Source organism: Labrys sp. LIt4 (assembly GCF_017813775.1).
Lineage (GTDB): Bacteria > Pseudomonadota > Alphaproteobacteria > Rhizobiales > Labraceae > Labrys > Labrys okinawensis_A.
The window spans coordinates 17559-41349 of sequence record NZ_JAGIPY010000024.1; the positions used below are offsets into that span (position 1 = coordinate 17559).

Genomic DNA, 23791 nt, shown 5'->3' on the forward strand with positions numbered 1-23791 from the left:
ATCCCATGTGAATACACACTGAACAAAGGGTTAAAAAATAGCGACTTTCTGCCGCTGCCATTGCCACAATTACGCCCGCCGTTTCCGAGATTGTCACAGCCATCTTGCCTTGCATTGCCCTGCAGGGCGCAACCCCGGGCGTTCTTCCGGGACGTGTGGTTCTCGACATGACGATTGCAAGAAAAGCACTCTTATCCGTTTTTGCCCTGTTGACGATCGCAGGGACGGCCCAGGCCCAGGAGTGGGGCTATCCTCCGGAGGACGGCTATTATCAGGACGACGGCTTCTCCCGTCCGCGCCAGTGGCGGGAACCTCAGCCAACCTATCGGGCGGATCGCAATTTCGAGGAGCCCTATGACTATCAGGAGGATCCCTATGGCTATTATGGCGACCAAGATGGCGATGTGACGCCGGGCCGGCGTCCGCAGCGCCAGGCCTCGATCGATCCCAACAGCATCTCCCCTAATCTCGACCCCGGTGTTAAGGATGACGAGCAGGCCATGCTGGCGCAGTCTCCGATCCCGCGCACGGTGGTGCCCTTCTCCGGCTACAGCCCCGGTACCATCGTCATCTCGACCAAGGAGAAGCGGCTCTATCTGGTGCAGGACGACGGCACGGCGCTTCGATATGGCATCGGCGTCGGCAAGCAGGGTTTCACCTGGAAGGGCACGGAAACCATCAGCCGCAAGGCCGAATGGCCGAGCTGGACGCCGCCCAAGGAGATGATCGCCCGTCGTCCCGAACTGCCCGATCACATGGAAGGCGGCCTCAACAATCCGCTGGGCGCTCGGGCGCTCTATCTGGGTTCCACGCTCTATCGGATTCACGGCACCAACGAGCCGAACACGATCGGCCGGGCGGTCTCCTCCGGCTGTATTCGCATGGCCAACCCGGATGTGATGGACCTCTACCAGCGGGTCGGGGTCGGCACCAAGGTGGTGGTGCTCTAGAGCAAAGCGCGTTCAAGCGTGAACGCTAATTTGCTCTAACTCATTGTTCTGACGCGTCTTTGCGATTCTAGGTGACTCCGTCTGATCGCAAAACGCTCTAGCACATTGTCTGGACGCGTCGTTTCGGTACCTGACATCACCGTCAAGCCACCGGCGCTCCAGACGGGTACCAAGGATGCTGGTTGGCCCGGGGATGGCAGCCCCTGGACGTGCCTGCGCTCTCGCGGTTTGCTACGATCCGACCATGACGATACCGAATCTGATCACCATCCTGCGCTTTTGCCTGGTACCGCTGGCGGTGCTGTGCATCACCTCGGGGGCGTGGGGCTGGGCTTTCGTCACTTTCCTGGTCGCCGGCATTTCCGACGGCGTCGATGGCTTCATCGCCAAGCGTTTCGACATGCGCAGTGAATTGGGGGCCGTGCTCGATCCCCTGGCGGACAAGGCCCTGCTGGTCTCGATTTTCGTCACGCTGGGGATCGTCGGCGTGGTGCCCGTCTGGCTGGTGATCCTCACCGTCTTCCGCGATTTCATGATCATCGGCGCCGTGTTGGTGTCCTGGGTCATGAGCCAGCCGGTGCAGATCGCTCCACTGATGCTTTCCAAGCTCAACACCGCGGTGCAGATCGCTTTCGTCGCGTTGGTGCTGTTCGCCAGGGGCACGGGCTGGCCCTTTCCATTCCTGATCGAAGTGGGATCCATCCTGGTCACGCTCTTGACCATTGCCTCGGCTGCCGCCTATCTGCGGCAGTGGCTCAACCATATGGCCGGATGACACTCCCGGCATCGGAAAGCCATCCGCCATCCCAGCCGTTTCGGTCGAGGCTTGTTGGGCCGGGGGAGGACGGTGTGGATCGAGCTTCAGGAGCGAATGGATGAGCCTTCAACGGCAGGTATTCTTCTGGCTCGGTGCGCTGGCCTTGCTCATCGCGCTGATCTGGCTGCTACAGGGTATGATATGGCCCTTCGTCGGCGGCTTGGTGATCGCCTATTTCCTCGATCCCGTCGCCGACAGGCTGGAGAAACTGGGATTGCCGCGCTGGGCCGCAGCCTCCCTGATCCTGCTCGGCTTCATCTTTCTCATCGTGCTGGCAATCCTCCTGCTGGTGCCGATGCTGGGTGAGCAGTTCAACGGCTTGCGCGAGAGGCTGCCGAGCATCGTGGCTTCCATGCAGCGCATTCTGGAGGAGCTCAACCAAAGCTGGCTCGGCGGTCTGCTCAGCGAAAGGCTGCGCGACATCCAGAAATCGCTCGGCGACTATGTCGGGCAGGGCGCCCAGGTCCTTGCCACCTTCGTCTCCTCCCTCTGGTCGGGCAGCCAGGCGGTCATCGGGGTGATCAGCATCCTGATCGTCACGCCGGTGGTGGCGTTCTACATCCTGCTCGACTGGGACCATATGGTGGCGCGTGTCGACAGCTGGTTGCCGCGTGACCATGCCGACGCCATCCGCGGCATTTTCCGTGACATCGATGCCGCCATCGCCGGCTTCGTGCGGGGGCAGGCGACGGTCTGCTTCCTGCTCGGCCTGTTCTACGGCTCCTGCCTGACCTTTCTCGGCGTCAGCTTCGGCTTTCTCATCGGCCTGTGCACGGGCCTCGCCTCCTTCATCCCCTATGTCGGGTCCATCCTCGGCTTCGTGGTCAGCGTCAGCGTGGCGCTGGTCCAGGTCTGGCCGGACTGGCACTTGCCGGTCTATGCCGCCCTGGTCTTCGTGGCGGGGCAGATTCTCGAAGGCTATGTGCTCTCGCCGAGGCTGGTTGGCGGCTCGGTCGGGCTGCATCCCGTCTGGCTGATGTTCGCCCTGCTGGCCGCCGGCAGCCTGTTCGGCTTCGTCGGTCTGCTGATTGCCGTGCCGGTGGCGGCGGCGATCGGCGTCCTGGTGCGCTTTGCCCTGTCGCGCTACCTCGCCAGCCGGTATTATACCGGGCATGTCGGCCAGGATCAGGCCGTGGTGCTGCCATCGGACCCATCGTCGTGACGCCGCCTCGCCAATTGGCGCTCGACCTGCCGCTGCAAGCCTCGTTTGCCCGCGAGGACTTCCTGGTCTCGCCCTCCAACGAGGCCGCCTATGCCTTCATCGAGCGCTGGCCCGACTGGCCGTCCCGCCGTGCCCTGCTGATCGGGCCGAGCGGTTCGGGCAAGAGCCATCTGGCGGCGATCTGGTCCGAGACCGCCGGCGCGGTGACGCTGGCCGGCGCGGCGCTCGAGGAGGAAGGCGTTCCCGTGCTGGTCTCGCACAAGGCGGTGGTGATCGAGGATGCCGGGCGCGGCATCGACGAGACGGCGCTTTTTCACCTGCTCAACCTCACCGGCGAGGCGGGCGCCTCGCTGCTGGTCACCGCCCACGAGCCGCCAGAGCGCTGGGGCCTTGCGCTCCCCGACCTCATCTCCCGCCTGCGGGCGATGACAGCCCTGACCATCGCCACGCCGGACGACGATCTCTTCCGCATGCTGCTGGTGAAGCTCTTCCTCGACCGGCAGCTGATCGTCGATACGAGCCTGGTCGATTTTCTCGTCCGGCGCATCGAGCGCTCTTTCGCCGCCGCACGCCAGGTGGTCGCCGTGCTCGACCGCGAAGGCCTGTCTCGCGGCCGCCGGATCACCAGGGCACTCGCCGCCGAGCTTTTGAAGGAAGTGCTGGCCGCCCCGCCCGAGGATGAGTGAGGTCGGTCGCGCCGTCATGGCGCGAGCTCTATCGTAGACGGACACACTGCCCGACAGTGTTCATCTGCAGCTGACCGCCGGCGAAAGAAGCTGCTCCGACGATATGGAGAGGAGAACTTTGCGTTTTCGTGGTGAGGTCGAACACGAACGGGCCGATACCCCGGATCTCTGCGCCCGACCATTCGCCGCTCTCCATGAACATGCCTTGTCCGGGGGCGGCCGGCATCTCGGCGGGTTCTGTGCTGAACGCACCTTGAAAAGCACGGACTTTCACGCCTGCGGCCGGCAGGAGCTGGAGCCGGGCATGGCAGCTCCACACGCCGGGTGCGAGGGAGAGTATTCCGATATCGCGGGCGATCCGGTCGGTCATGTCGACCGGTGGCGGCGATGTCTGCACGAGTTCGCCGGCAAGGCCCTGATAGAGGGCCGATTGAGCATCCGAAGCGGCCCATGAGAATGCATTGGGCGGCGGCGGCCTGGGGTTGAAGAACTCGGTGAAGAGATTTCCGGCGACGACCACCCCGCTGGTGCCGGCGGTCTTGACGATCATGGCCACCGACGTCTTCAAGCCCCGGTACTCGATCTTGTTGTTTCTAATCTGCACATCCGATGCGCCGGTTCCGTTTGGAATGCCGCAGGAATCGGTGGTGACATTGATCAGAGAGCGAACCTCGAGGGGCTGAGCATTGTTGGAAATCCAGGCTCCCTCGAGACGTACAGTGGAAGCCCGGCAAAAATTGAAGAAGTTCTTGCCGGCCGGCGTCCAGGAACCCGTGGCAGGGTGGATCAGCCAGTTGCCGCCCCTGATGGACAGATGCGAGACCTGCCTTGCGTCGACATGGCCCTCATAGGCGTCGCAAGAGAAATTGTCCGCGACATATTGCAGAGGAGAGTAGCCCTTGTAGTCGGAATCGATCTGGATGCAGGTGCCGACACCCCCGGCCGCCGAATTGATCAGGCTCTGGTCCTCGAGCCCCAGCATCTTCGGAGGATTGGTGGACTGGAAGCGATAGCCGATCCTGTAATGCTGCGTCAGCGTGTTCTGGATGTGATTGACGAAAGTGTTCGTCCCGCGAAACCAGATGCCGGTTCCGGTACTGGCGAGGCCTCTTCGAGAGGCGCCGGCGTGGATCATGCCGCCCTCGATCATGGTGCCTGCCGAGTTGACCAGGATCATGCCGGTGTTGAAGTTGTCGAGGGCGAAGTTGGAATAGGTTCCGTTGACGCCAGGCGTGAATCTCGCGTTGATCCCGACCGTGCTGGTGGAAGCGATGTCGCTGGACTGGAGCCTGATGCCTTGGAGTTCCAGCTTATCTGGTTTCGGAGAGCCCATCGGGCAGTGGTCCCAGCCATTGCTGGCACCGAAACGGAATATGGTGAGTTCCGGACCGGCTCCCTCGAAACGGATGCTCTTGCCGCAGGTGGAACTGATCGGTGTGGAGAAACGGGCAGTCAATGGCCCCAGCCGGAATTTCAGCGCGCCCGGATTCATCTGGATCAGAGAGTTGATGACGGCGCCGTCGATCTCGTCGGAAAGGGCGCGTGCCGCCGGGAGCACCGTCTGCCACTGTGCCAATGACCAGCCAGCGGTGCTCCGGCCGTTCAGAGCGGTGACGCTGGACAAGGGATGGCTCTGTCCGTCGCCCCGAAAACCATAGGATCTGAGGACACGCTCATCGATGTCGCCCTGGTTGCGCAGATTGGAAGGCGTTTCGAAGGCGCCCGTCACCGGGTTGATGCAACCGATGAGGGCGCCTCCATTTTCGTTCGGATTGCCGGAAACGCGCGCCGAGACACATCCCGATGCAGCGGACCGGTCGGTTTGAAACGTTGGGGAGGGATCAGTCTGGGCTGTGGCAATCGCCGTCTGGAAGAGCGAGCCGAGCAATATGAGCGTGGGAAAATGTGCGAGCATGCGCATGCCGGTGTTGCTCCTGGAGCGGACGGATCATTGCGCCCGCCGGGCATGAAAGGCACGAGGGCTGCACGGAAGATGCCTCAAGCCGTCAGGCCGGGTCCAGTTCGTTGGGGCGAGCCCGTGGCGGTTCCACAGGCGGGAGTGCGGAGTTTGCGAATTTTCCCCAGTGTGGCCATTTTATGTGACAGCATTGTCATATAGGCGGCCTAAGCAGGCTTCCCCATGACGGGCGGCGATTCCGATCGGCGGGACCTTGGGCGGCCTGGGACATAGCGAGCGGCATTGACGACCATGACCAGCACGGCACAGACGGCGGAGGAGAGCGCGATGCGAGGCGATGAGGCGCGGGAGGCGGCGCGTGACGTGCTTCCCTCCCAGGATCCGATTGCGTTGCGCGTCAGCCCGGACCGGTTCATCAACCGTGAAATCTCCTGGCTGCAATTCAACCGCCGCGTGCTGGAGGAGGCGTCCAACAAGAGCCACCCCCTGCTCGAGCAGTTGCGCTTCCTGTCGATCTCGGCCAGCAATCTCGACGAGTTCTTCATGGTGCGCGTTGCCGGCCTGATCGGGCAGGTGCGCGAAGATGTGACGGCGCGCAGCCCCGATGGTCTGTCGCCGGCCGAGCAGCTCGTCAAGATCGGCGAGGCTGTGTCCAAGCTCGCCAGCGACCAGCAGAAACGCTGGAACGAATTGCGCGACGACCTGCTGCTGGAAGGTATCGTGATCACCGAGCCGCGCGACCTGTCCAAGGCGGAGCGGGCTTGGCTGGACGATTATTTCCTCAGCTACATCTTTCCCATCCTGACGCCGCTCGCCGTCGATCCGGCCCATCCGTTCCCGTTCATTCCCAATCTCGGCTTCACCATCGCCCTGCAGCTCAAGCGCATGAGCGACGGGCGCATGCTGAACGCCCTGATCCGTGCGCCCCACAAGGTCGAGCGCTTCATCCGCCTGCCGGACTTCGCCGAGACCGGGGCGGCCCGCTACATCACGCTCGAAAATCTGGCGGTGCTGTTCATCGCCAAGCTTTTCCCCGGCTATACCGTGAAAGGGCAGGGCTCCTTCCGTGTCATCCGTGACTCGGATCTGGAAGTCGAGGAAGAGGCGGAAGACCTGGTGCTGCTGTTCGAGACGGCGTTGAAGCAGCGTCGACGCGGCGTGGTGATCCGCCTCGAGATCGAAGCGGGCATGCCCGACAGCATCCGCCAGTTCGTCACCGAGGAACTCGATGTCGCCGATGACGCGGTCTTTCGCGTGGAGGGCATGCTCGCCCTCAACGAATTGTCGCAACTCGTCGGGCTCGATCGCCCGGACCTCAAATTCAAGCCCTATTCGCCGCGTTCGCCCGAGCGCATTCGCGATCACGGGGCCGATGCCTTCGCCGCCATTCGGCAGAAGGACATCCTGGTGCACCACCCCTATGAATCCTTCGACGTGGTGGTGCAGTTCCTCAATCAGGCGGCGCGCGATCCGAACGTGGTCGCCATCAAGCAGACGCTGTACCGCACCTCCTCCAACAGTCCGATCGTCAAGGCGCTTGCCGAGGCGGCCGAGGCCGGCAAGTCGGTCACGGCGCTGGTGGAACTGAAGGCGCGCTTCGACGAGGAAGCCAACATACGCTGGGCCCGCGATCTCGAACGCGCCGGCGTGCAGGTGGTATTCGGCTTCATCGAGCTCAAGACCCACGCCAAGCTCTCGCTCGTGGTGCGGCGCGAGATGGGGCAGCTCGTCTCCTATTGCCATGTCGGCACGGGCAATTATCACCCGATCACAGCGCGCATCTATACGGACCTGTCCTTCTTCACCGCCGATCCGGTGATCGCGCGCGACGTCTCGCGCATCTTCAACTTCATCACCGGTTATGCCGAGCCGGCGGCGTTGGAGCGTATGGCGGTCTCGCCCGTCTCGCTGAAGCAGCGCATCCTCGATCACATCAATGCGGAGATCGAGCACGCCAAGGCCGGCAGGCCGGCGGCGATCTGGGCCAAATGCAACTCGCTGGTCGATACCATGATCATCGATGCGCTCTACACGGCCAGCCAGGCGGGCGTGCAGGTCGATCTGGTGGTGCGCGGCATCTGCTGCCTGAGGCCGGGTGTGCCGGGCCTGTCGGAGAACATCCGCGTCAAATCGATCGTCGGACGGTTCCTGGAGCATGGCCGCATCTATGCCTTTGGCAACGGCCATGGCCTGCCGCACCAGAAGGCGGCCGTCTACATCTCTTCGGCCGATCTGATGGAGCGCAATCTCGACCGCCGGGTCGAAGCGCTCTGCCCGATCCTCAATCCGACGGTGCACGAGCAGGTGCTCGATCAGATCATGATCGCCAATCTTATCGACAATCAACAGAGCTGGAGCATCTTGCCCGACGGGACCGCCGAACGCATAGTCCCGCAGCCTGATGAAGAGCCCTTCAACGCCCACAAATATTTCATGACCAATCCCAGCCTATCGGGACGAGGCAAATCTCTTGAACACAACTCTCCCCGAACGCTCCTCAGCCGCCGACGCTGACACGTTTCCCCATGTCCCGACCGCCGACCCGGCGGGACCGAGGCCGGGGCAGCCCGGTTTCGCGCAGGGACGCATCTGCCAGGGGCCGCCGATCGCCACCATCGACATTGGCTCCAACTCGGTTCGCCTCGTCGTCTATGAAGGGCTGACACGCGCTCCGACGGCGGTCTTCAACGAAAAGGTGCTGTGCGGCCTCGGGCGCGGCGTGATGACCACCAAGCGCCTCGATCCCGCCGCCGTGGCCAAGGCCTATGCCGCCCTCATACGGTTCCGGGCCTTGTGCGACACCATGGGCGTGAAGGACCTCTATGTCCTGGCGACGGCCGCGGCGCGCGACGCCGAGGATGGCGAGGAGTTCATCACCCGCGCCCAGGCGATCTGCCGGACCGAAATCGAGGTTCTGTCCGGCAAGCGCGAGGCGCGCCTTTCGGCCTACGGCGTGATTTCGGGCTTCCACATGCCGGACGGTGTCGTCGGCGACATGGGCGGTGGTTCGCTCGAACTGATCGAGGTGCATGGCCATCGCGCCGGCGCGGGCATGACGACGCCGCTCGGCGGGCTCGCTCTGCAGGACACGTCCGGCCAGTCGGTGCGCAAGGCGGCCAAGATCGCGCAGGACAAGCTGACCAGGGCTGACCCTCTCAAACACCTGAAGGATCGTACCTTCTATGCGGTCGGGGGCACTTGGCGCTCGCTCGCCAAGCTGCACATGATGCAACTCGGCTACCCCTTGCATATCATGCATGGCTACAGCGTGCCCGCGCGCGAGATGCTCGATTTCTGCAAGCTGATCATGCGCGTCGACAACACCACACTGATCGGCAAGGACACCGTCTCCGCCGGGCGTCTGCCTCTGCTCGCCTATGGCGCGGCGGTGATGAGCGAGGTCATCAAGGCCGGCAAGCCGCGCGATGTGGTGATCTCGGCCCAGGGCGTGCGTGAGGGACTGCTCTATTCGCTTCTCGACGAGGAGAGCCGCAAGCTCGACCCGCTGATCACGGCGGCCAGCGAGCTCAACATCCTGCGCTCGCGCTCGCCGCAGCATGGCGAAGAGCTGGTGCGCTGGGGCGACCGCTTCATGGCATCGACCCATATCGACGAGACGGCCGACGAAAAACGCCAACGCCATGCCGCCTGCCTGGTGGCCGATATCGGCTGGCGTGCCCACCCCGACTATCGCGGCGAGCAGAGCCTGAACATCATCGCCAACGCCGCCTTTGTCGGCGTCGACCATCGCGGCCGGGCCTATATGGCGGTGGCGAACTATTTCCGCCATGTCGGCCTGAACGAGGAAGAACTCTCCCCGCGCATCCGCGAGATTGCCACGGCGCGCATTCTCGACCGGGCGCGCATCCTCGGAGGACTGATGAGGGTGGGCTATATCCTGTCTGCCTCGATGCCGGGCGTGCTGCCGCGAGCACCGCTCTATGTCAGTCACGGCAAGTTGCTGCTGGACGTTCCTCGTGATCTGGAGGGCCTGGTCGGCGATCGGCTCAACGCCCGCATGAAGGCGCTCGGGCGTCTGATCGGCCGCGAGGCGAGGATCCGCATCGTCGATCGGGAGACCGTCACGGTGGCGGCGGAATAGGCGAGGGGGTATGCGAGGAGGCAGGAACGGCTTTCCTTCGCGGCGCATCCGGCGCAATCATGCGGCGGTGCTGCTCGCTCTCCTCGCCGCCCAGCTTGCCGCGAATCCGGCACAGGCCGGGAGCGCCAATCCCCGGCGCGATTGCAAGCAACCCGGGGGTTCGGTGCAGCAAGCCATCTGCGCCGCTCCGAACCTGATCGCGGCCGAAAGCCGGATCGCCGACCTTTATGCTGAGCTGCGCGCCGCCCTGCCGGCCGAAACGAGGCAGAGCCTCCAGGCCGAGCAACGGGCCTGGGCCGTCGCATTGGATGAATGCGGCAAGGCCGCTGAGGCCGGCACCGGATCCTGCCTGGCGGCACGCATGAATCTTCGCCTCGCCGAACTGCGCCGGATGAAGTCGCAATTGGCTATCGAGACCGCGGTGGCCGGCATTCCCGACGATCCGAAAAAGTCTGCCGAGACATTGCGCGCCTTCGGAGGCGAGCCTCGTGCTGCGGCATGGCTTGCCTATCTCGCCCGCTTCGAGCCTGCCAGCGGTGTGACCGCCGGCGAAGGCGACGCGGCCCGCCTGCGCGCTGTGGCGGAGGCGGGCAAGGGCGGCGGCATGCTGGAGGGAGATGCCGATCCGGGCAAGGATGCGGGATTGCTCCTGCTGCTGCGTCTCACCATGCAAAACGACCAAAACGAACGTCTGTTGGCCTGCCCGCATCTCTTCCTGTTCAAACGGCACGGCGCACTGGCCTATGACGCTTTCGGGCCGATTCACGGCTCCTCGCTCGATGCCGGCGCGCCCTATTGCAAACCCGCGGACGGCCTGTTCACCCAACCGGCCTGGCGTGCCGTCGCCAGGGCCTTCGAGCCCGCCAGGCAGCCTCGCAGCGAAGCGCCGGGCTCGATCCGCTTTGCCTATCTCGCCCGGATTGCGACCGAGGAATTGCGCATGTCCTTGCAGCCGCAGGATTTTGCCGCGGGTGGTCCGGCGCGCCTTGGCAAAGCGATCGGTACGATCCGGCAATGGCCGGACAACAAGGCGTGGCCCCGACAGGACCGCGAGAGATTGATTGCCGCGCTTCCAGCCGCCGAACGGCAGATGGCACAATGGCTGATCGACAAGCGCGGCTTTACGCCAAAGGCGGCCAAGAGGACGGCCACCGGCCTGGTCGCGACCTATCTCGAACAATGGAATGGCTTCGTCGAGAATCCGGATGGCGGTTGAGCCAGACGATCACCCCCCGTAGCGGCTCAATCCCAGATCCGTGACCTCGATCTCCGGTTTCTTGCCGCTGACGATATCCGCCATCACCCGGCCGGAGCCGCAGGCCATGGTCCAGCCCAGCGTGCCGTGGCCGGTGTTGAGCAGCAGGTTCTTGTAGCGGGTGCGGCCGATCACCGGGGTGCCGTCCGGTGTCATCGGGCGCAGGCCCGACCAGAAGCTTGCTGCCGCCAGATTGCCCGAACCCCCGAAGAGGTCGTTGACCGACTGGGCCAGCGTATCGCGGCGGGCCGGCGGCAGGTCCTTGCTGAAGCCGGAAATCTCGGCCATGCCGCCGACGCGGATCCGATCACCGAGCCGGGTGATCGCGATCTTGTAGGTCTCGTCCATGATGGTGGAGACCGGAGCCCGGCTCTCGTCGACGATCGGAATGGTGAGGGAATAGCCCTTGACCGGATAGACCGGCACTTTGAGGCCGAGCGGCGCGACGAAACCGGGCGTGTAGCTGCCGAAGGCCGCGATATAGGCGTCAGCCTTTTCGACGCCGGTGCTGGTCTCGACGCCTTCGATGCTGTCGCCGGCGAATAGCAGCCGCTTGACCTCGACGCCGTAGCGAAAGCGCACGCCGAGTGTTTCGGCGAGCTCCGCCAGCGCGCCGGTGAATTTGTAGCAGTCGCCGGTTTCGTCATTGGGCAGCCTGAGCCCGCCGCGGATCAGGGAACGAACATGGGCGAGAGCCGGTTCTGCGGCGATGCAGCCATCCGGGTCGAGGACCTCGAAGGGGACGCCGTCGCGCTTGAGCACCTCGACATCCTTGCCGATGCCGTCGAGCTGCTTCTGCGTCCGGAAGAGCTGCAGGGTGCCCTGCATGCGTTCGTCATAGCGAATGCCGGTGGCAGCCCTCAGTTCGATCAGCTTGTCGCGGCTATACTCGGCCAGCCGCACCATGCGGCTCTTGTTGACGGCATAGCGCGCCGAGGTGCAGTTGGTGAGCATGCGCAGGACCCAGGCCACCATGGCCGGATCGGGACGGGGGCGCAGAATCAGCGGGGCATGCTTCATCAACAGCCACTTGATTGCCTTTTGCGGAATGCCGGGGGCGGCCCAGGGCGAGGCATAACCGGGTGAAACCTCGCCCGCATTGGCAAAGCTGGTTTCGAGGGCCGGACCGGACTGGCGGTCCAGGACGACGACCTCATGTCCTGCCTTGGCCAGATAATAAGCGGAAGTCACCCCGATCACGCCGCTGCCGAGAACCGCGACCTTCATTTATGCCCACACTCCTGCCTGCACCACGCTGAAAGGCCCGGCGAACCGAGCGATTCGCCCAGCCTTCGCCCGGCTCATAGCGCAAATCAATTACAGGCAGCTATCGGCTAATTGCCGCGACCCTGCCGCGTTCGATCGCCAGTGCCAGCTTGCCGTGCTTGAGTGCGAGGGCCTTCTCGCCGAACAGTTCCCGGCGCCAGCCATGCAGGGCAGGGACATCGGCGGTATCGCTGTCGGCGATCATGTCGAGATCGTCGGTGGTGGCGATCACCTTGGCAGCAACGCCCTGGCTTTCGGCCACCATCTTCAGCAGCACCTTGAGCAGTTCCACCGTGGCCCCGGCGCCATTGCTGGCGATCCGCGGCGGCGCCTGGCGCGGCAGGGTGGCGGGGTCGCGAGCCAGGCCCGCCTTCACAGCCTCGATCAGATCCAGAGCCGGCCTGGAGCGCTCCCATCCCTTGGGAATCATGCGGATGCCCGCCAGCTTCTCCGGCGTGTCCGGGGCCTGCAACGCCACCTCGGTTATGGCGTCGTCCTTGAGCACGCGCGAACGCGGCACGTTCTTCGACTGGGCTTCGCGCTCGCGCCAGGCCGCCACCTCGATCAGCACGGCAAGATCGCGCGGCTTGCGCACGCGCCCGCTGACCCGTCGCCAGGCATCTTCGGGGGCCTGGCGGTAGGTGTCCGGCGATGTCAAAATAGACATTTCATCGCCCACCCAATGGGTTCTCTTTCTTTTCTCGAGCGAAGCCGCAAGCTTGAGATAGACGTCGCGCAGATGAGTGACGTCCGACACGGCATAATTGATCTGCGCGTGGGTGAGGGGGCGCTTCGACCAGTCCGTGAAACGGGACGACTTGTCGATATGGGCGTTGGTGATGCGCTGGACCAACTGGTCATAGGCGATGGAGTCGCCATAGCCCAGCACCATGGCGGCGACCTGCGTGTCGAAGAGCGGCGCGGGAATGAACCCGGCGAGATGCCAGACGATCTCGATATCCTGCCGAGCGGCATGGAAGACCTTCAGCACCTTCTCATTGCGCAGAAGCTCGAACAGGGGGGTCAGATCGAGGCCCTCGGCCAGGGCGTCGATGACCACGGCCTCCTCGGGGCTGGCGACCTGCACGACGCAGAGCTTGGGCCAGAAGGTGGTTTCACGCAGGAACTCCGTGTCGACGGTCACGAAGGCATGAGCGGCGAGGCGGGCGCAGGCGGCTTCCAGATCCGGGGTTGTGGTGATGATGACGGCGGGGTGGGCGGAAGATTGTGGCATGAATATGCTTATCGGGCACGCGGCGTCACATGGCAAGGTTTTAGGCCCTGAATGCCTGTTCGGACCCGTCCGGCACTGCAGAAGGCAAGCTCAACCTTGACGACGACCGTGGCGTTGGGGTCTATGACCTCAAACTCCAGAGAGCAAAGCGCGTTTCGGCGAAAACGCACTTATACTCTGGCACCATGATTTGACGCGTCCTTGCGATTCTCGGTGGTCCCGTCCATTCGCAAACGCTTTGTCCGGAAAGACACGCTTATGCACCGTTACCGCTCTCACACCTGCGCCGATCTTCGCCTCGACCATGTCGGGCAGGACGTGCGGCTTTCCGGCTGGTGCCACCGCATCCGCGACCATGGCGGCCTGCTGTTCATCGACCTGCGTGACCATTACGGCCTGACCCAATGCGTGGTCGACCCGGATTCGCCGGCTTTCAAGGTGGCCGAGACCCTGCGTTCGGAATGGGTCGTGCGTGTGGACGGCAAGCTGCGCAAGCGCCCGGAGGGCACCGAGAACCACGAGATGCCGACGGGCCTCGTCGAGGTCTATGTCACCGAAATCGAGGTGCTCGGCCAGGCTTCCGAACTGCCGCTGCCGGTGTTCGGCGACCAGGACTATCCGGAAGAGACCCGCCTCAAATATCGCTTTCTGGATCTGAGGCGCGAGCGCATCCACAACAACATCATGCTGCGCGGCAAGGTGGTGGACAGCATGCGCACGCGCATGAAGGCCGCGGGCTTCAACGAGTTCCAGACGCCGATCCTGACGGCCTCCTCGCCGGAAGGCGCGCGCGACTTCCTGGTGCCCTCGCGCATCCATCCCGGCAAGTTCTACGCTTTGCCGCAGGCGCCGCAGCAATATAAGCAGCTCTTGATGATGGCGGGCTTCGACCGCTACTTCCAGATCGCGCCCTGCTTCCGCGACGAGGACCCGCGCGCCGACCGCCTGCCCGGCGAATTCTACCAGCTCGACCTCGAAATGAGCTTCGTCACCCAGGAAGACGTCTTCGCCACCATCGAACCGGTGATCACCGGCATTTTCGAGGAATTCGGCAAGGGCAAGAGCGTCACCAAGGGCTGGCCGCGCATTCCCTATGCGGAGGCGCTGCGCAAATATGGCTCGGACAAGCCGGACCTGCGCAACCCGCTGATCATGCAGGAGGTGTCCGAGCATTTCAGGGGCTCGAACTTCAAGGTCTTCGCGCGCATGCTCGAAGACCCGGCCAACCAGGTGTGGGCCATCCCGGGGCCCGGCGGTGGCCAGCGCACCTTCGCCGACCGCATGAACTCCTGGGCCCAGAGCGAAGGTCAGCCGGGGCTCGGCTACATCCTGTTCTTCGACAAGGCGACCGACGAGACCAGCAAGCAAGCGGACCCGAACGCCGAGGGAATCGGCGCGCGCGGGCCGATCGCCAACAATATCGGCCCCGAAAGGGCCGAGGCGATCCGGCTGCAGCTCGGCCTGAAGGCCGGCGACGCCGCCTTCTTCGTCGCGGGCGATCCGAGCAAGTTCTACAAGTTTGCCGGCGCCGCCCGCACCAAGGTCGGCACCGATCTCAAGCTGGTGGACGAGAGCCGTTTCGAGTTCGCCTGGATCGTCGACTTCCCGATGTTCGAGTGGAACGAGGACGAGAAGAAGGTCGATTTCTCGCACAACCCCTTCTCGATGCCGCAGGGGGGGCTCGAGGCGCTCAACACCCAGGATCCGCTGACGCTGAAGGCCTATCAGTACGACATCGCCTGCAACGGCTTCGAGCTCGCCTCCGGCGGTATCCGCAACCACAAGCCGGAAGCGATGGTGAAGGCTTTCGAGATCGCCGGTTATGGCGAGGAGACGGTGATCGAGCGCTTCGGCGGCATGTACCGAGCTTTCCAGTACGGCGCTCCGCCGCATGGCGGCATGGCGGCCGGCGTCGATCGCATCGTCATGCTGCTGGCGGGTGAGCAGAATCTGCGTGAGATCTCGCTGTTCCCCATGAACCAGCGCGCCGAGGACATCCTGATGGGCGCTCCCTCGGAGGCCACGCCCAAGCAACTGCGCGAACTGCATATTCGCCTGAACGTGCAGGAAAAATAACGGGCCCGGGCTGGCGTCCCCTACGTCATGCGCTAAAACCAACAAGGCCAGGGCCGGTTGAAGGCCCGGCCCACACAACAAGACGGGAAACGCAATGTCAGATGTCCAGGCCGGCTCGGCAGCCCCCACGAATTCCTCGACCATGTCCGAGGATTTGCGGACCGGGGCACTGATCTACCATCGCTATCCCAAGCCGGGAAAACTGGAGATCCAGGCGACCAAGCCGCTTGGTAACCAGCGCGACCTCGCCTTGGCCTATTCGCCGGGCGTGGCGGCGGCCTGCGAGGCGATCCACGCCGATCCGCTCGAGGCCGCCAATCTGACGGCCCGTTCCAATCTCGTCGCCGTCGTCTCCAACGGCACCGCCGTGCTCGGCCTGGGCGATATCGGTCCGCTTGCCTCCAAGCCCGTGATGGAAGGCAAGGCCGTCCTCTTCAAGAAGTTCGCCGGCATCGATGTCTTCGACATCGAGATCGCTTCCAGGTCGATCGAGGAGATCGTCACCGTGGTCGCTGCGCTCGAGCCGACCTTCGGCGGCATCAACCTGGAGGACATCAAGGCGCCCGAATGTTTCGAGGTCGAGCGCCTCCTGCGCGAGCGCATGGCGATCCCGGTCTTCCACGACGATCAGCATGGCACGGCCATCATCGTCGGGGCCGCCGTTCGCAACGGCCTGGAACTTGCCGGCAAGGCAATCGGCGAGGTCAAGATCGTGGCCTCCGGCGCCGGCGCCGCGGCGCTCGCCTGTCTCAATCTCCTGGTCTCGCTCGGCGCCAAGCGCGAGAACATCTTCATCTCCGATATCAAGGGCGTGGTCTACAAGGGCCGCACCGAGCTGATGGATCCCTGGAAGGACGTCTACGCCCAGGAGACCGAGGCGCGCACCCTCAACGACATCATCGAAGGGGCCGACGTGTTCCTCGGCCTCTCCGCCGGCGGCGTGCTCAAGCCCGAGATGATCGCGCGCATGGCGCATAACCCGCTGATCATGGCGCTCGCCAATCCATTCCCGGAGATCATGCCGGAACTCGCCAAGGCAACCCGCCCGGACGCGATGATCTGCACCGGACGCTCGGATTTCCCGAACCAGGTCAACAATGTCCTGTGCTTCCCGTATATCTTCCGCGGCGCTCTCGACTGCGGGGCCACCACCATCAATGAGGAGATGAAGCACGCTGCCGTCGAGGCGATCGCGGCTCTCGCCCGCGAGACGCCCTCGGATGTGGTGGCGCGTGCCTATGGCGGCGAGAGCCGCCGCTTCGGCGCCGATTCCCTCATTCCTTCGCCCTTCGATCCGCGCCTGATCCTGCGCATCGCTCCAGCCGTGGCGCGCGCCGCGCAGGAAACCGGCGTTGCGACCCGCCCGATCACCGATCTGGAAGCCTATGCCGAGAGCCTGACGCGTTTCGTCTTCCGCTCCGGCTTTGTGATGAAGCCGCTCTTCGCCGCCGCCAAGGCCGACCCTAAGCGCGTGGTCTATGCCGAAGGCGAGGACGAACGCGTGCTGCGCGCGGCCCAGGTCGTGCTGGAGGAAGGGCTTGCCCGACCGATCCTGATCGGGCGCCCTTCGGTGATCGAGACCCGCATCCAGCGTTTCGGCCTGACGATCCGGCCGGGCCAGGATTTCGAGGTGATCGATCCGGCCGATGATCCGCGCTACAAGGATTACTGGTCGCTCTATCATCATCTGGCCGGGCGTGGAGGCGTGACCCAAGACACCGCGCGTACCATCGTGCGCTCGAATACGTCGGTGATCGCGGCCCTGGCCCTGCATCGCGGCGATGCCGATGCGATGATCTGCGGGCTGGAAGGGGCCTATATGCGCCATCTGCGCTATGTGCGCCAGATCATCGGCCTGGCGCCGGGCGTGCGTGACTATTCGGCCCTGTCCCTGGTCCTGACGGCCAAGGGCGCCTTCTTCATCTGCGATACCCAGGTCAAACCCGACCCTTGCGCGGAGGAGATCGCTGAGATGGCGATCCTGGCGGCCGAGCATGTCCGCCGTTTCGGCATCGACCCCAAGATTGCCCTGCTGTCGCATTCCGATTTCGGCTCCTACGACACTGATGCGGCACGCAAGATGCGCAGGGCCCTAGAGCTCCTGGTCGAGCAGCGCCCCGATCTGGAGGCCGATGGCGAGATGCAGGCGGATACGGCGCTGTCCGAAAGCCTGCGCGACCTCAAGCTGAGCTCGTCGCGACTGAGGGGCGAGGCGAATGTGCTGGTGATGCCCAATCTCGACGCGGCCAACATCGCCTTCCAGCTCACCCGCATGCTGGCGGATGCCTTGCCCGTCGGCCCGATCCTGATCGGTGCCGCCAAGCCGGCTCACATCCTCAACCGGGCCGTGACCGTGCGCGGCGTGGTCAACATGACGGCGGTGGCCGTGGCCGAGGCGCAGGCCGGGCAGGGATAAAGGGTGATCCTCAGCCACGACGTGCGGGACACGTCGTGGCGGGCTGGCGCTGCAGCGCAGGGGACGACATAGCTGGCGCTTCACGCCAGCATCTGGCCGAGGCCGCGTATGGTGTTCCAGTTGCGCGCTGTGCCGATGCCGAGCCGCTTGGTGGAGAGGGCGCCCGCAAGACGGCTCTCACTCGGGGCGCCGGCAAAGGCGATCCATAGATCGCCGCCGACCAGGGCAAGACGCTCACCTCCATCGAGATAGCGTTCCAGCTTGCCCAGCGTCTCTTCGCCCAGCGGGGCACGCATCAGGCGGGCGATGACGAGGCTGCCGTCGCGTTCGGCCTCGGCCGGGAACGGATTGCCGGCCACCGTGCTCCGCCAGCCCTCCGCGCTCCGCACGATGATGTCGACATGTTTGCCGTAATGGCTCCGGAAACCGGCCTCCAGCCGGGTCTCGATGGCGGCAATATCCTGTTCGGGCGCTTCGAAGACGAGATTTCCGGTCGACGCCAGAGTGCGGGGATGGTCATACCCGCACCCGGCGGCGATCGCTCGCAACTCCTCCATCACGACCCGCCGCTGGGGCGTCAGCACGATGCTGTAGAGCAGGGCGACATAGCCGGCCATGGCGAAGGGCTCGTCGGGATGGTCCGGCACGGGCCACGAGAACCCGCCGGCTCGCAGGGAGATCAGGAAACGGCCACGGGCTGGAAGCGCGTTTCGATGGATTCCACATCCGCCCGGGTGGGCAGCTTGGCCTCGTTGCCGAGGAACTGGATCGCGTGGGTGGAAGCGCCGCGCGCGAAGCGGAAATGCTCTTCCCAGCGCGACAGGGGGCGGCTGAGATAGGAATACATGTAGGCGCCATGGAAGATGTCGCCGGCGCCGTTGGTATCGACCACCGAAGCCTTGGGCACGTTGAGGGCCGGCAGGCGCTGCACCTTGCCGCTCTCGTCATACCACAGCATGCCGCGCTCGCCGGCAGTCACCCCGGCGATCTTGCATCCCTTCCCCTTGAGATAATCGAGCATCTCGGTCTCGCTCAGATTCATCTGCTCGCACAGGCGCTCGGCCACCACCGCGACGTCGACATAGTTGAGCAATTCGTCGGTGTTGGAGCGCAGGCCGCCACCATCGAGCGAAACCAGGCGCCCGAGCTTGCGGAATTCCTTGGCGTAATAGAGCGCGGCATCGGCCAGATGGCCGTCGAGATGCAGGGCGCGGCAATTGCCGAGATTGAGATGCGGATAGGGATGCAGATACTCGTCATCGCGCGCACGCACGATGGCGCGCTTGCCATCCTTGGGCATGATGAAGGAGAGCGAGGAGCGCCTTACTTTGCGGGGATGGACGGAGATGCCGTATTTCGCCGCCATGTCCATGAACATGCGACCGAGCCAGTCGTTCGAATTGGTTGTGATGAGATCCGGGATCACACCCAGCTTGGCGCAGCAGAAGGCGGCCGTCGTGGCGTTTCCGCCGAACGCCACGGCATAGTCCTTGGCCACCGACTTCTCATCGCCACGCGGCATGTCATCCGCAACGAAGGTCACGTCGATATAGGCATGGCCGATGAAGAGCGCTTCCATCGCTTGTCGCTCCAAACTATCTAGATTTCCGGACATTCCCGCTTAATCGTCATGACGCGCCGGTGCAAGCGGCCTTTTCGCAGTTGCGAGAGAAGGGGCCTTTCGGGGAAGGGGCGCAGGTCTCTTCGAAAGGGCACCGGTACACGGAAGGGAACTTGTCTTCGCCGCAGAAGTTTGTATGTCGGTGACATGCGTCATTTCGGTTGAGTCGGCAGTGAAATGCTTGGCTTTGGCAGAAAGCGATGGCATCTGAAGCACGAGCTATCCTTACGTAGTCATTCATCTCCGGTTCATGGTGTGCATGATGTAAGAATCGGGCTTTGCTCTCGGTTGTATCTGTATATGATCGATACGGATCGGCATCCACGGAGGATCTCCCCATGAAGAAACTTTTGATCGTAGCAGCTGCCGGGCTTTTGCTCGCGGGTTGCTCGGAATATTCGCGTGGTGACCGCGCGCTCGGTGGCGCAGCCATCGGTGCTGGCGGCGGCGCGCTGATCGGTGGCCTGGCCACGCGTTCGGCTGGCGGCGCGATCGTCGGCGGCGTGCTCGGCGGTGCTGCCGGTGCCATCGTCGGTGCCGAAACCACCCCGCGTGCTTGCACCCGCCGTTACTATGACTACTACGGCAACGTGCGGTATCGCCGCGTGCAGTGCCCGTAAGGGGGGAGATCCCCTAGAGCAAGGCACGTTTTCACGAAAGCGCACTTTGCTCTAGTTCCTCGTTTGGACGCGTCTTTGCGATGCTTGACGATTTCGTCAGATCGAAAAACGCCGTGAGGATCGCCATCTGACGCAAGTCACGCCCACGCAGTTCGCTGCGTGGGTTTTTTTCATGGAAAGGCCCAGCTTGTCCTTCTCCGATCTGACCTTGCCAGGTTTGAGCGTGTTGGCGTGGGCCTATTTCTATTCGGAATGGGCCGTTCGCCTCGTCATGATCGTGGTGGTACCGTTCCGGCGTAATTCGGATGCGGCGCGAAGCTGGCTGCTGCTGGTGATGTTCCTGCCCTGGCCGGCCCTGCTGCTCTACCTCCTGATCGGGCGCGCCACCTATCCGCGCTGGCGGCGTAAGCGGTTCGAGCGCCTTCCGGATATCCTGAGCCTGTCCGCCGACAAGGTACGCGAGCTGACCGACGTCGGGCGCGAGCGGCTGCCCCGGCGCTTCACGCGCGCTGCGGTGCTGATCGAAAGAGTGGGCAGGCTGCCGGTCGTGGATGGGGCGAGGGTGGACTTCCTCGGCGATTATTCACGGATGATCGATCGGCTGGTTTCCGATATCGACGCTGCGCAGCATCATGTCCATCTGCTGTTTTACATCTTCTCCGACGACGAGGTGGGGCAGAAGGTGATGCAGGCCCTCGGCCGCGCCCAGATGCGCGGCGTGAAATGCCGCGTGCTCATCGACGCCATCGGTTCGCGGCCATGGGCGCGCAGCGTGCTGAGGACGCTTGCCGAATATGGCGTGGAGGCCCGTCCCATCCTCCCGGTGACCTTCTTCCGCCGCAAATCTGCCCGGGCAGACCTGCGCAATCATCGCAAGATCGCGGTGATGGACGGGCGGGTGGGCTATGCCGGCTCCCAGAACATCATCGCGGCCCGCTCGGTGCTCGACATCTCGAACCAGGAGCTGATGTTGCGCATGGAAGGGCCGGTGGTGCTGGAATTGCAGGCCGTTTTCATTGCCGACTGGTTCCTGGAAACCGAAGAAGCGCTGCCGCTCGACAGCGTGATGTCGCCGACGCCTGCCTGCGGCACGCTGGCGATGCAGGTCCTGCCGAGCGGGCCGGACTACCGGGTCGGGGGCATAGAGAGCCTGATCGTCACCGCCATTCATTCGGCCCTGCAGCGCGTGGTGATCGTCACGCCCTACTTCATTCCGAGCGAGGCCGTTCACAAGGCGATGCAGATTGCCGTGCTGCGCGGCGTCGCCGTGCATCTGGTCGTACCCAAGATTACGGACCACCGCCTGGTGCGTTTCGCCCAGCAGTCCTACTATGGCGGATTGCTGGCCGCCGGGGTGAGCATCCACCTTTTCCGCGATAAATTCCTGCACGCCAAGAACGTCTCCGTGGACACCGACCTCGCCCTGATCGGTTCGAGCAACATGGATATGCGCTCCTTCGTGCTGAATTCGGAGATCACAGTCGTGATCTATGACCGGGAGGTCACGCAGCAATTGCGACGCATGCAGGATGACTACATCGCCAACAGCGATCGGATGGACCTCGACAGATGGCGCCGGCGCCCCTGGATCCGCAAGGTCGCCGAAAATCTGGCCCGGCTTGTCAGCCCGCTTCTATAGCCGGGCGTCCCGAATTGCCGCGGGGGGCGCAGACGGGTGCCAGCACTGCAATAATCACGGTGAACACCGCCGCCACGTAGAAGATGCCGGCGAGCGAGGACACATGGGCGACGGCCCCCAGCAAAGGCGGGGCTACCAGCAGGCCGGCATAGCCCATGGTCGACACCGTTGCGATCTGCACCTCCGGGCGGGGCATGGCTCCGGCGGTGCTGAACAGGACGGGCACCACATTGGCAAAGCCGATGCCGGTCAAGCCATAGCCGACGATCGCGGCATAGACATTGCCGGAGAGCGGCCCCAACAAGAGTCCGATCACGGCAAGCAGGCAGCCGCCTCGGACCAGATAGACACCATCGACATGACGGCGTATGGGGTCGCCCAGGAAACGCACGCTCGCCATCGCCCCGGCGAAGACGGCATAGCCGAGATTGGCAAGTTCCTGGCCGGCTCCCAATTGCTCGCGCAGGAAGATAGCGGCCCAATCCAGCACGACGCCTTCTCCGCTGAAGGCGAGCGCCGCCATCAGGCCGACCACCACGGCAAGGAAGGCTGGGCGCAAGGAGGGCGATTTACCGGCGCTGGCGGTCGCCGCGACCTTGCCGGGGGCGAGGCCTCTCTGCCCCCACGCAAAGATCGCGACAAGGCCCAACGTCAGGATGAGCGCCTGGACGGCGCCATCGGTCCAGCGAAGCATCAAAGTGGCGATACCGGCCCCGGTCAGGCCGCCCAGACTCCACATGCCATGGAAGGAAGACATATAGGGGCGCCCGACCTGCTTCTCGATCCGGGCGGCATCGGCGTTCATTGCCACGTCCATGCAGCCGCCGCTGGCGCCGAACAGGAAGACGACGACGGAGAGAAGCCAGACATCCGGCATGAGGGGAATGGTGGGCAGCAGGGCTGCGAAAATCGCGCCGCTCAATCGGATGAGCGCCGCCGTGCCGATGCGTTGGATGATCCAGCCGCTGCCGGCCATCGCGAGCACCGCCCCTGCGCCGAGCATCAGCAGGACGATGCTCAGCACGATGGGATCGAGCCCCAGCCGCTCCTTGGCGAGAGGAATCTGGGTGGCCCAAACGCCATAGAGCGCCCCATTGACGTAGAAGGTCGAGGCGGTCGGATGCCAGACCCGCCAGCCGGGCCGATAGGAGGACGTTTCAGACAAGATGGATCTCCACGCCACTTTCGCTGTAGCGCTGCAGGATGGTGTTCGAGCTCGCATTCTCTGTGACCATCCGCTCGAGGCGATTGAAGGGCATGACCTGATAGGTCGAGCGTGTGTCGAGCTTCTCGGCGGTGACCAGGGCCAGTGTCGAGCGGGAGGCCGCGACCATGGCGCGCTTGAGGTGAGCATCGTCATGGTCGACAACTGTCACGCCCTCGATCAGGTCGACGGCGCAGGCCCCCAGGAAGCACAGGTCCGGCTTGAGATAGGCGATCTGTTCCAAGGCACCGGCACCGCTGGCGCTGCGTGACTGGGGATCGACCTGCCCGCCGATCAGCACCAGCTTGCCGATGCCGCGATCGAGCACGGCGACCGCGATGTCGGGCGAGGGCGTAATCACGGTGAGGCCAGCCTCGACCGGAAGCTGGCGCGCCAGCATCAGGTTGCTGGTGCTTTGGTCGAGCAGGACGACCATGCCCGGTTCGACGAAACGGAGAGCATAGGCCGCCAACTGCTTCTTCTGCGCCTCGTTGCTGACCAGGCGCCGATCAAATCGATGTGAAGCGCGGGACTTGCGCAGGGCGCCGCCATGCACGCGCTCGATCAGGCCGGCATCGGCGAGCTCCTTGAGGTCGCGGCGAATAGTGTCCTCCGACACCGCGAAATCCACTGCCGCTTGGACGGAGGCGATGCGGCCATCCTGTTCGATGCGCTGCAGGAGCAGGCGCTGCCGTTCGGCAGGGATGAGGCCGGCATCAAGAAGGGATGAGGTTTCCATGGTGCGCGAAATCCGATGAATGACCTGCTTATGTCGCCTAAGCGGGAGCGACGCAAGTATGAAAGTGCAAAAAGACGCACAAACAC

Annotated in this window: 18 protein-coding genes; 11 read left to right on the forward strand and 7 right to left on the reverse strand. The window is 64.1% G+C overall.

Features of this window, described 5'->3' with window-relative positions; all coding sequences use genetic code 11:
* The first annotated feature begins 167 nt into the window (after window positions 1-167).
* From J8I29_RS27560 to J8I29_RS27575, 4 genes are all read left to right on the forward strand, one after another.
* The gene (locus J8I29_RS27560; protein WP_209434111.1) at window positions 168-950 is read left to right on the forward strand and encodes a L,D-transpeptidase; all 783 of its coding nucleotides are present in this window, start codon (window positions 168-170) and stop codon (window positions 948-950) included.
* A gap of 244 nt (window positions 951-1194) precedes the next feature.
* On the forward strand, window positions 1195-1725 hold the full coding sequence (locus J8I29_RS27565; RefSeq protein WP_105862892.1) for a CDP-alcohol phosphatidyltransferase family protein: 531 nt from the start codon (window positions 1195-1197) through the stop codon (window positions 1723-1725).
* A 100-nt stretch (window positions 1726-1825) separates the two neighbouring features.
* Entirely contained in the window at window positions 1826-2929 is a 1104-nt protein-coding gene (locus tag J8I29_RS27570; protein WP_105862893.1) for an AI-2E family transporter, read from the forward strand.
* A complete protein-coding gene (locus J8I29_RS27575; protein ID WP_348536187.1) occupies window positions 2926-3615 on the forward strand; it encodes a hypothetical protein in 690 nt (229 codons plus the stop codon). Before J8I29_RS27570 ends, J8I29_RS27575 begins: the two co-directional genes overlap by 4 nt.
* 28 nt (window positions 3616-3643) lie before the next feature.
* Here J8I29_RS27575 and J8I29_RS27580 read toward each other — a convergent pair whose 3' ends face one another.
* Window positions 3644-5536: a hypothetical protein gene (locus J8I29_RS27580; RefSeq protein WP_209434112.1), complete on the reverse strand. Its 1893-nt coding sequence runs from the start codon at window positions 5534-5536 to the stop codon at window positions 3644-3646.
* A 324-nt stretch (window positions 5537-5860) separates the two neighbouring features.
* On the opposite strand from J8I29_RS27580, the gene J8I29_RS27585 reads away from it, so the two are divergent.
* The 3 genes from J8I29_RS27585 to J8I29_RS27595 are packed head-to-tail and all read left to right on the forward strand — an operon-like array spanning window position 5861 to window position 10851.
* Window positions 5861-8047 (forward strand): RNA degradosome polyphosphate kinase, encoded by a 2187-nt coding sequence (locus J8I29_RS27585; RefSeq protein ID WP_245197438.1) that lies wholly within the window; start codon window positions 5861-5863, stop codon window positions 8045-8047.
* Window positions 8004-9635 carry a Ppx/GppA phosphatase family protein gene (locus J8I29_RS27590; protein ID WP_245197430.1) on the forward strand — a complete coding sequence of 544 codons (1632 nt, stop codon included), beginning with the start codon at window positions 8004-8006 and terminating at the stop codon, window positions 9633-9635. The genes J8I29_RS27585 and J8I29_RS27590 overlap by 44 nt, the downstream gene beginning before the upstream one ends.
* A gap of 10 nt (window positions 9636-9645) precedes the next feature.
* On the forward strand, window positions 9646-10851 hold the full coding sequence (locus J8I29_RS27595; RefSeq protein ID WP_209434113.1) for a lysozyme inhibitor LprI family protein: 1206 nt from the start codon (window positions 9646-9648) through the stop codon (window positions 10849-10851).
* A gap of 9 nt (window positions 10852-10860) precedes the next feature.
* Here the strand turns inward: J8I29_RS27595 and J8I29_RS27600 are convergent, their stop codons facing one another.
* Entirely contained in the window at window positions 10861-12117 is a 1257-nt protein-coding gene (locus J8I29_RS27600; protein ID WP_105862897.1) for a D-amino acid dehydrogenase, read from the reverse strand.
* 100 nt (window positions 12118-12217) lie between these two features.
* Entirely contained in the window at window positions 12218-13390 is a 1173-nt protein-coding gene (rnd, locus tag J8I29_RS27605) for a ribonuclease D (protein WP_209434114.1), read from the reverse strand.
* A 258-nt stretch (window positions 13391-13648) separates the two neighbouring features.
* Between rnd and aspS the strand changes: the two genes are divergently transcribed.
* A complete protein-coding gene (gene aspS, locus J8I29_RS27610) occupies window positions 13649-15466 on the forward strand; it encodes an aspartate--tRNA ligase (protein ID WP_105862899.1) in 1818 nt (605 codons plus the stop codon).
* Window positions 15467-15560: 94 nt separating this feature from the next.
* Window positions 15561-17882 carry an NADP-dependent malic enzyme gene (locus tag J8I29_RS27615; protein ID WP_280871284.1) on the forward strand — a complete coding sequence of 774 codons (2322 nt, stop codon included), beginning with the start codon at window positions 15561-15563 and terminating at the stop codon, window positions 17880-17882.
* Window positions 17883-17962: 80 nt separating this feature from the next.
* On the opposite strand, the gene J8I29_RS27620 is transcribed toward J8I29_RS27615, so the two are convergent.
* Together J8I29_RS27620 and J8I29_RS27625 are read right to left on the reverse strand one after the other, a co-directional pair.
* Entirely contained in the window at window positions 17963-18499 is a 537-nt protein-coding gene (locus J8I29_RS27620; RefSeq protein WP_209434141.1) for a DUF1697 domain-containing protein, read from the reverse strand.
* Between the two features lie 62 nt (window positions 18500-18561).
* A complete protein-coding gene (locus tag J8I29_RS27625; protein ID WP_105862900.1) occupies window positions 18562-19461 on the reverse strand; it encodes a sugar kinase in 900 nt (299 codons plus the stop codon).
* Between the two features lie 380 nt (window positions 19462-19841).
* Between J8I29_RS27625 and J8I29_RS27630 the strand changes: the two genes are divergently transcribed.
* Window positions 19842-20123, forward strand: a complete 282-nt coding sequence (locus tag J8I29_RS27630) for a bacteriocin (RefSeq protein WP_105862901.1) — start codon at window positions 19842-19844, stop codon at window positions 20121-20123.
* Window positions 20124-20310: 187 nt separating this feature from the next.
* Window positions 20311-21762 (forward strand): cardiolipin synthase, encoded by a 1452-nt coding sequence (cls, locus tag J8I29_RS27635; protein WP_245197432.1) that lies wholly within the window; start codon window positions 20311-20313, stop codon window positions 21760-21762.
* Here cls and J8I29_RS27640 read toward each other — a convergent pair.
* Both J8I29_RS27640 and J8I29_RS27645 read right to left on the reverse strand, forming a co-directional pair.
* On the reverse strand, window positions 21746-22927 hold the full coding sequence (locus tag J8I29_RS27640) for an MFS transporter (RefSeq protein WP_181161187.1): 1182 nt from the start codon (window positions 22925-22927) through the stop codon (window positions 21746-21748). The genes cls and J8I29_RS27640 overlap by 17 nt on opposite strands.
* Window positions 22920-23705, reverse strand: a complete 786-nt coding sequence (locus J8I29_RS27645) for a DeoR/GlpR family DNA-binding transcription regulator (protein ID WP_209434115.1) — start codon at window positions 23703-23705, stop codon at window positions 22920-22922. Before J8I29_RS27645 ends, J8I29_RS27640 begins: the two co-directional genes overlap by 8 nt.
* Window positions 23706-23791: the final 86 nt, after the last annotated feature.

Excerpts from the sequence above, each read along its gene's own strand:
- J8I29_RS27560 (WP_209434111.1), top strand. The coding sequence starts at position 168 with ATGACGATTGCAAGAAAAGCACTCTTATCCGTTTTTGCCCTGTTGACG.
- J8I29_RS27565 (WP_105862892.1), top strand. The coding sequence starts at position 1,195 with ATGACGATACCGAATCTGATCACCATCCTGCGCTTTTGCCTGGTACCG.
- J8I29_RS27570 (WP_105862893.1), top strand. The coding sequence starts at position 1,826 with ATGAGCCTTCAACGGCAGGTATTCTTCTGGCTCGGTGCGCTGGCCTTG.
- J8I29_RS27580 (WP_209434112.1), bottom strand. The coding sequence starts at position 5,536 with ATGCGCATGCTCGCACATTTTCCCACGCTCATATTGCTCGGCTCGCTC.
- J8I29_RS27585 (WP_245197438.1), top strand. The coding sequence starts at position 5,861 with ATGCGAGGCGATGAGGCGCGGGAGGCGGCGCGTGACGTGCTTCCCTCC.
- J8I29_RS27595 (WP_209434113.1), top strand. The coding sequence starts at position 9,646 with ATGCGAGGAGGCAGGAACGGCTTTCCTTCGCGGCGCATCCGGCGCAAT.
- J8I29_RS27600 (WP_105862897.1), bottom strand. The coding sequence starts at position 12,117 with ATGAAGGTCGCGGTTCTCGGCAGCGGCGTGATCGGGGTGACTTCCGCT.
- rnd (WP_209434114.1), bottom strand. The coding sequence starts at position 13,390 with ATGCCACAATCTTCCGCCCACCCCGCCGTCATCATCACCACAACCCCG.
- aspS (WP_105862899.1), top strand. The coding sequence starts at position 13,649 with ATGCACCGTTACCGCTCTCACACCTGCGCCGATCTTCGCCTCGACCAT.
- J8I29_RS27615 (WP_280871284.1), top strand. The coding sequence starts at position 15,561 with ATGTCAGATGTCCAGGCCGGCTCGGCAGCCCCCACGAATTCCTCGACC.
- J8I29_RS27620 (WP_209434141.1), bottom strand. The coding sequence starts at position 18,499 with ATGGCCGGCTATGTCGCCCTGCTCTACAGCATCGTGCTGACGCCCCAG.
- J8I29_RS27625 (WP_105862900.1), bottom strand. The coding sequence starts at position 19,461 with ATGGAAGCGCTCTTCATCGGCCATGCCTATATCGACGTGACCTTCGTT.
- J8I29_RS27630 (WP_105862901.1), top strand. The coding sequence starts at position 19,842 with ATGAAGAAACTTTTGATCGTAGCAGCTGCCGGGCTTTTGCTCGCGGGT.
- J8I29_RS27645 (WP_209434115.1), bottom strand. The coding sequence starts at position 23,705 with ATGGAAACCTCATCCCTTCTTGATGCCGGCCTCATCCCTGCCGAACGG.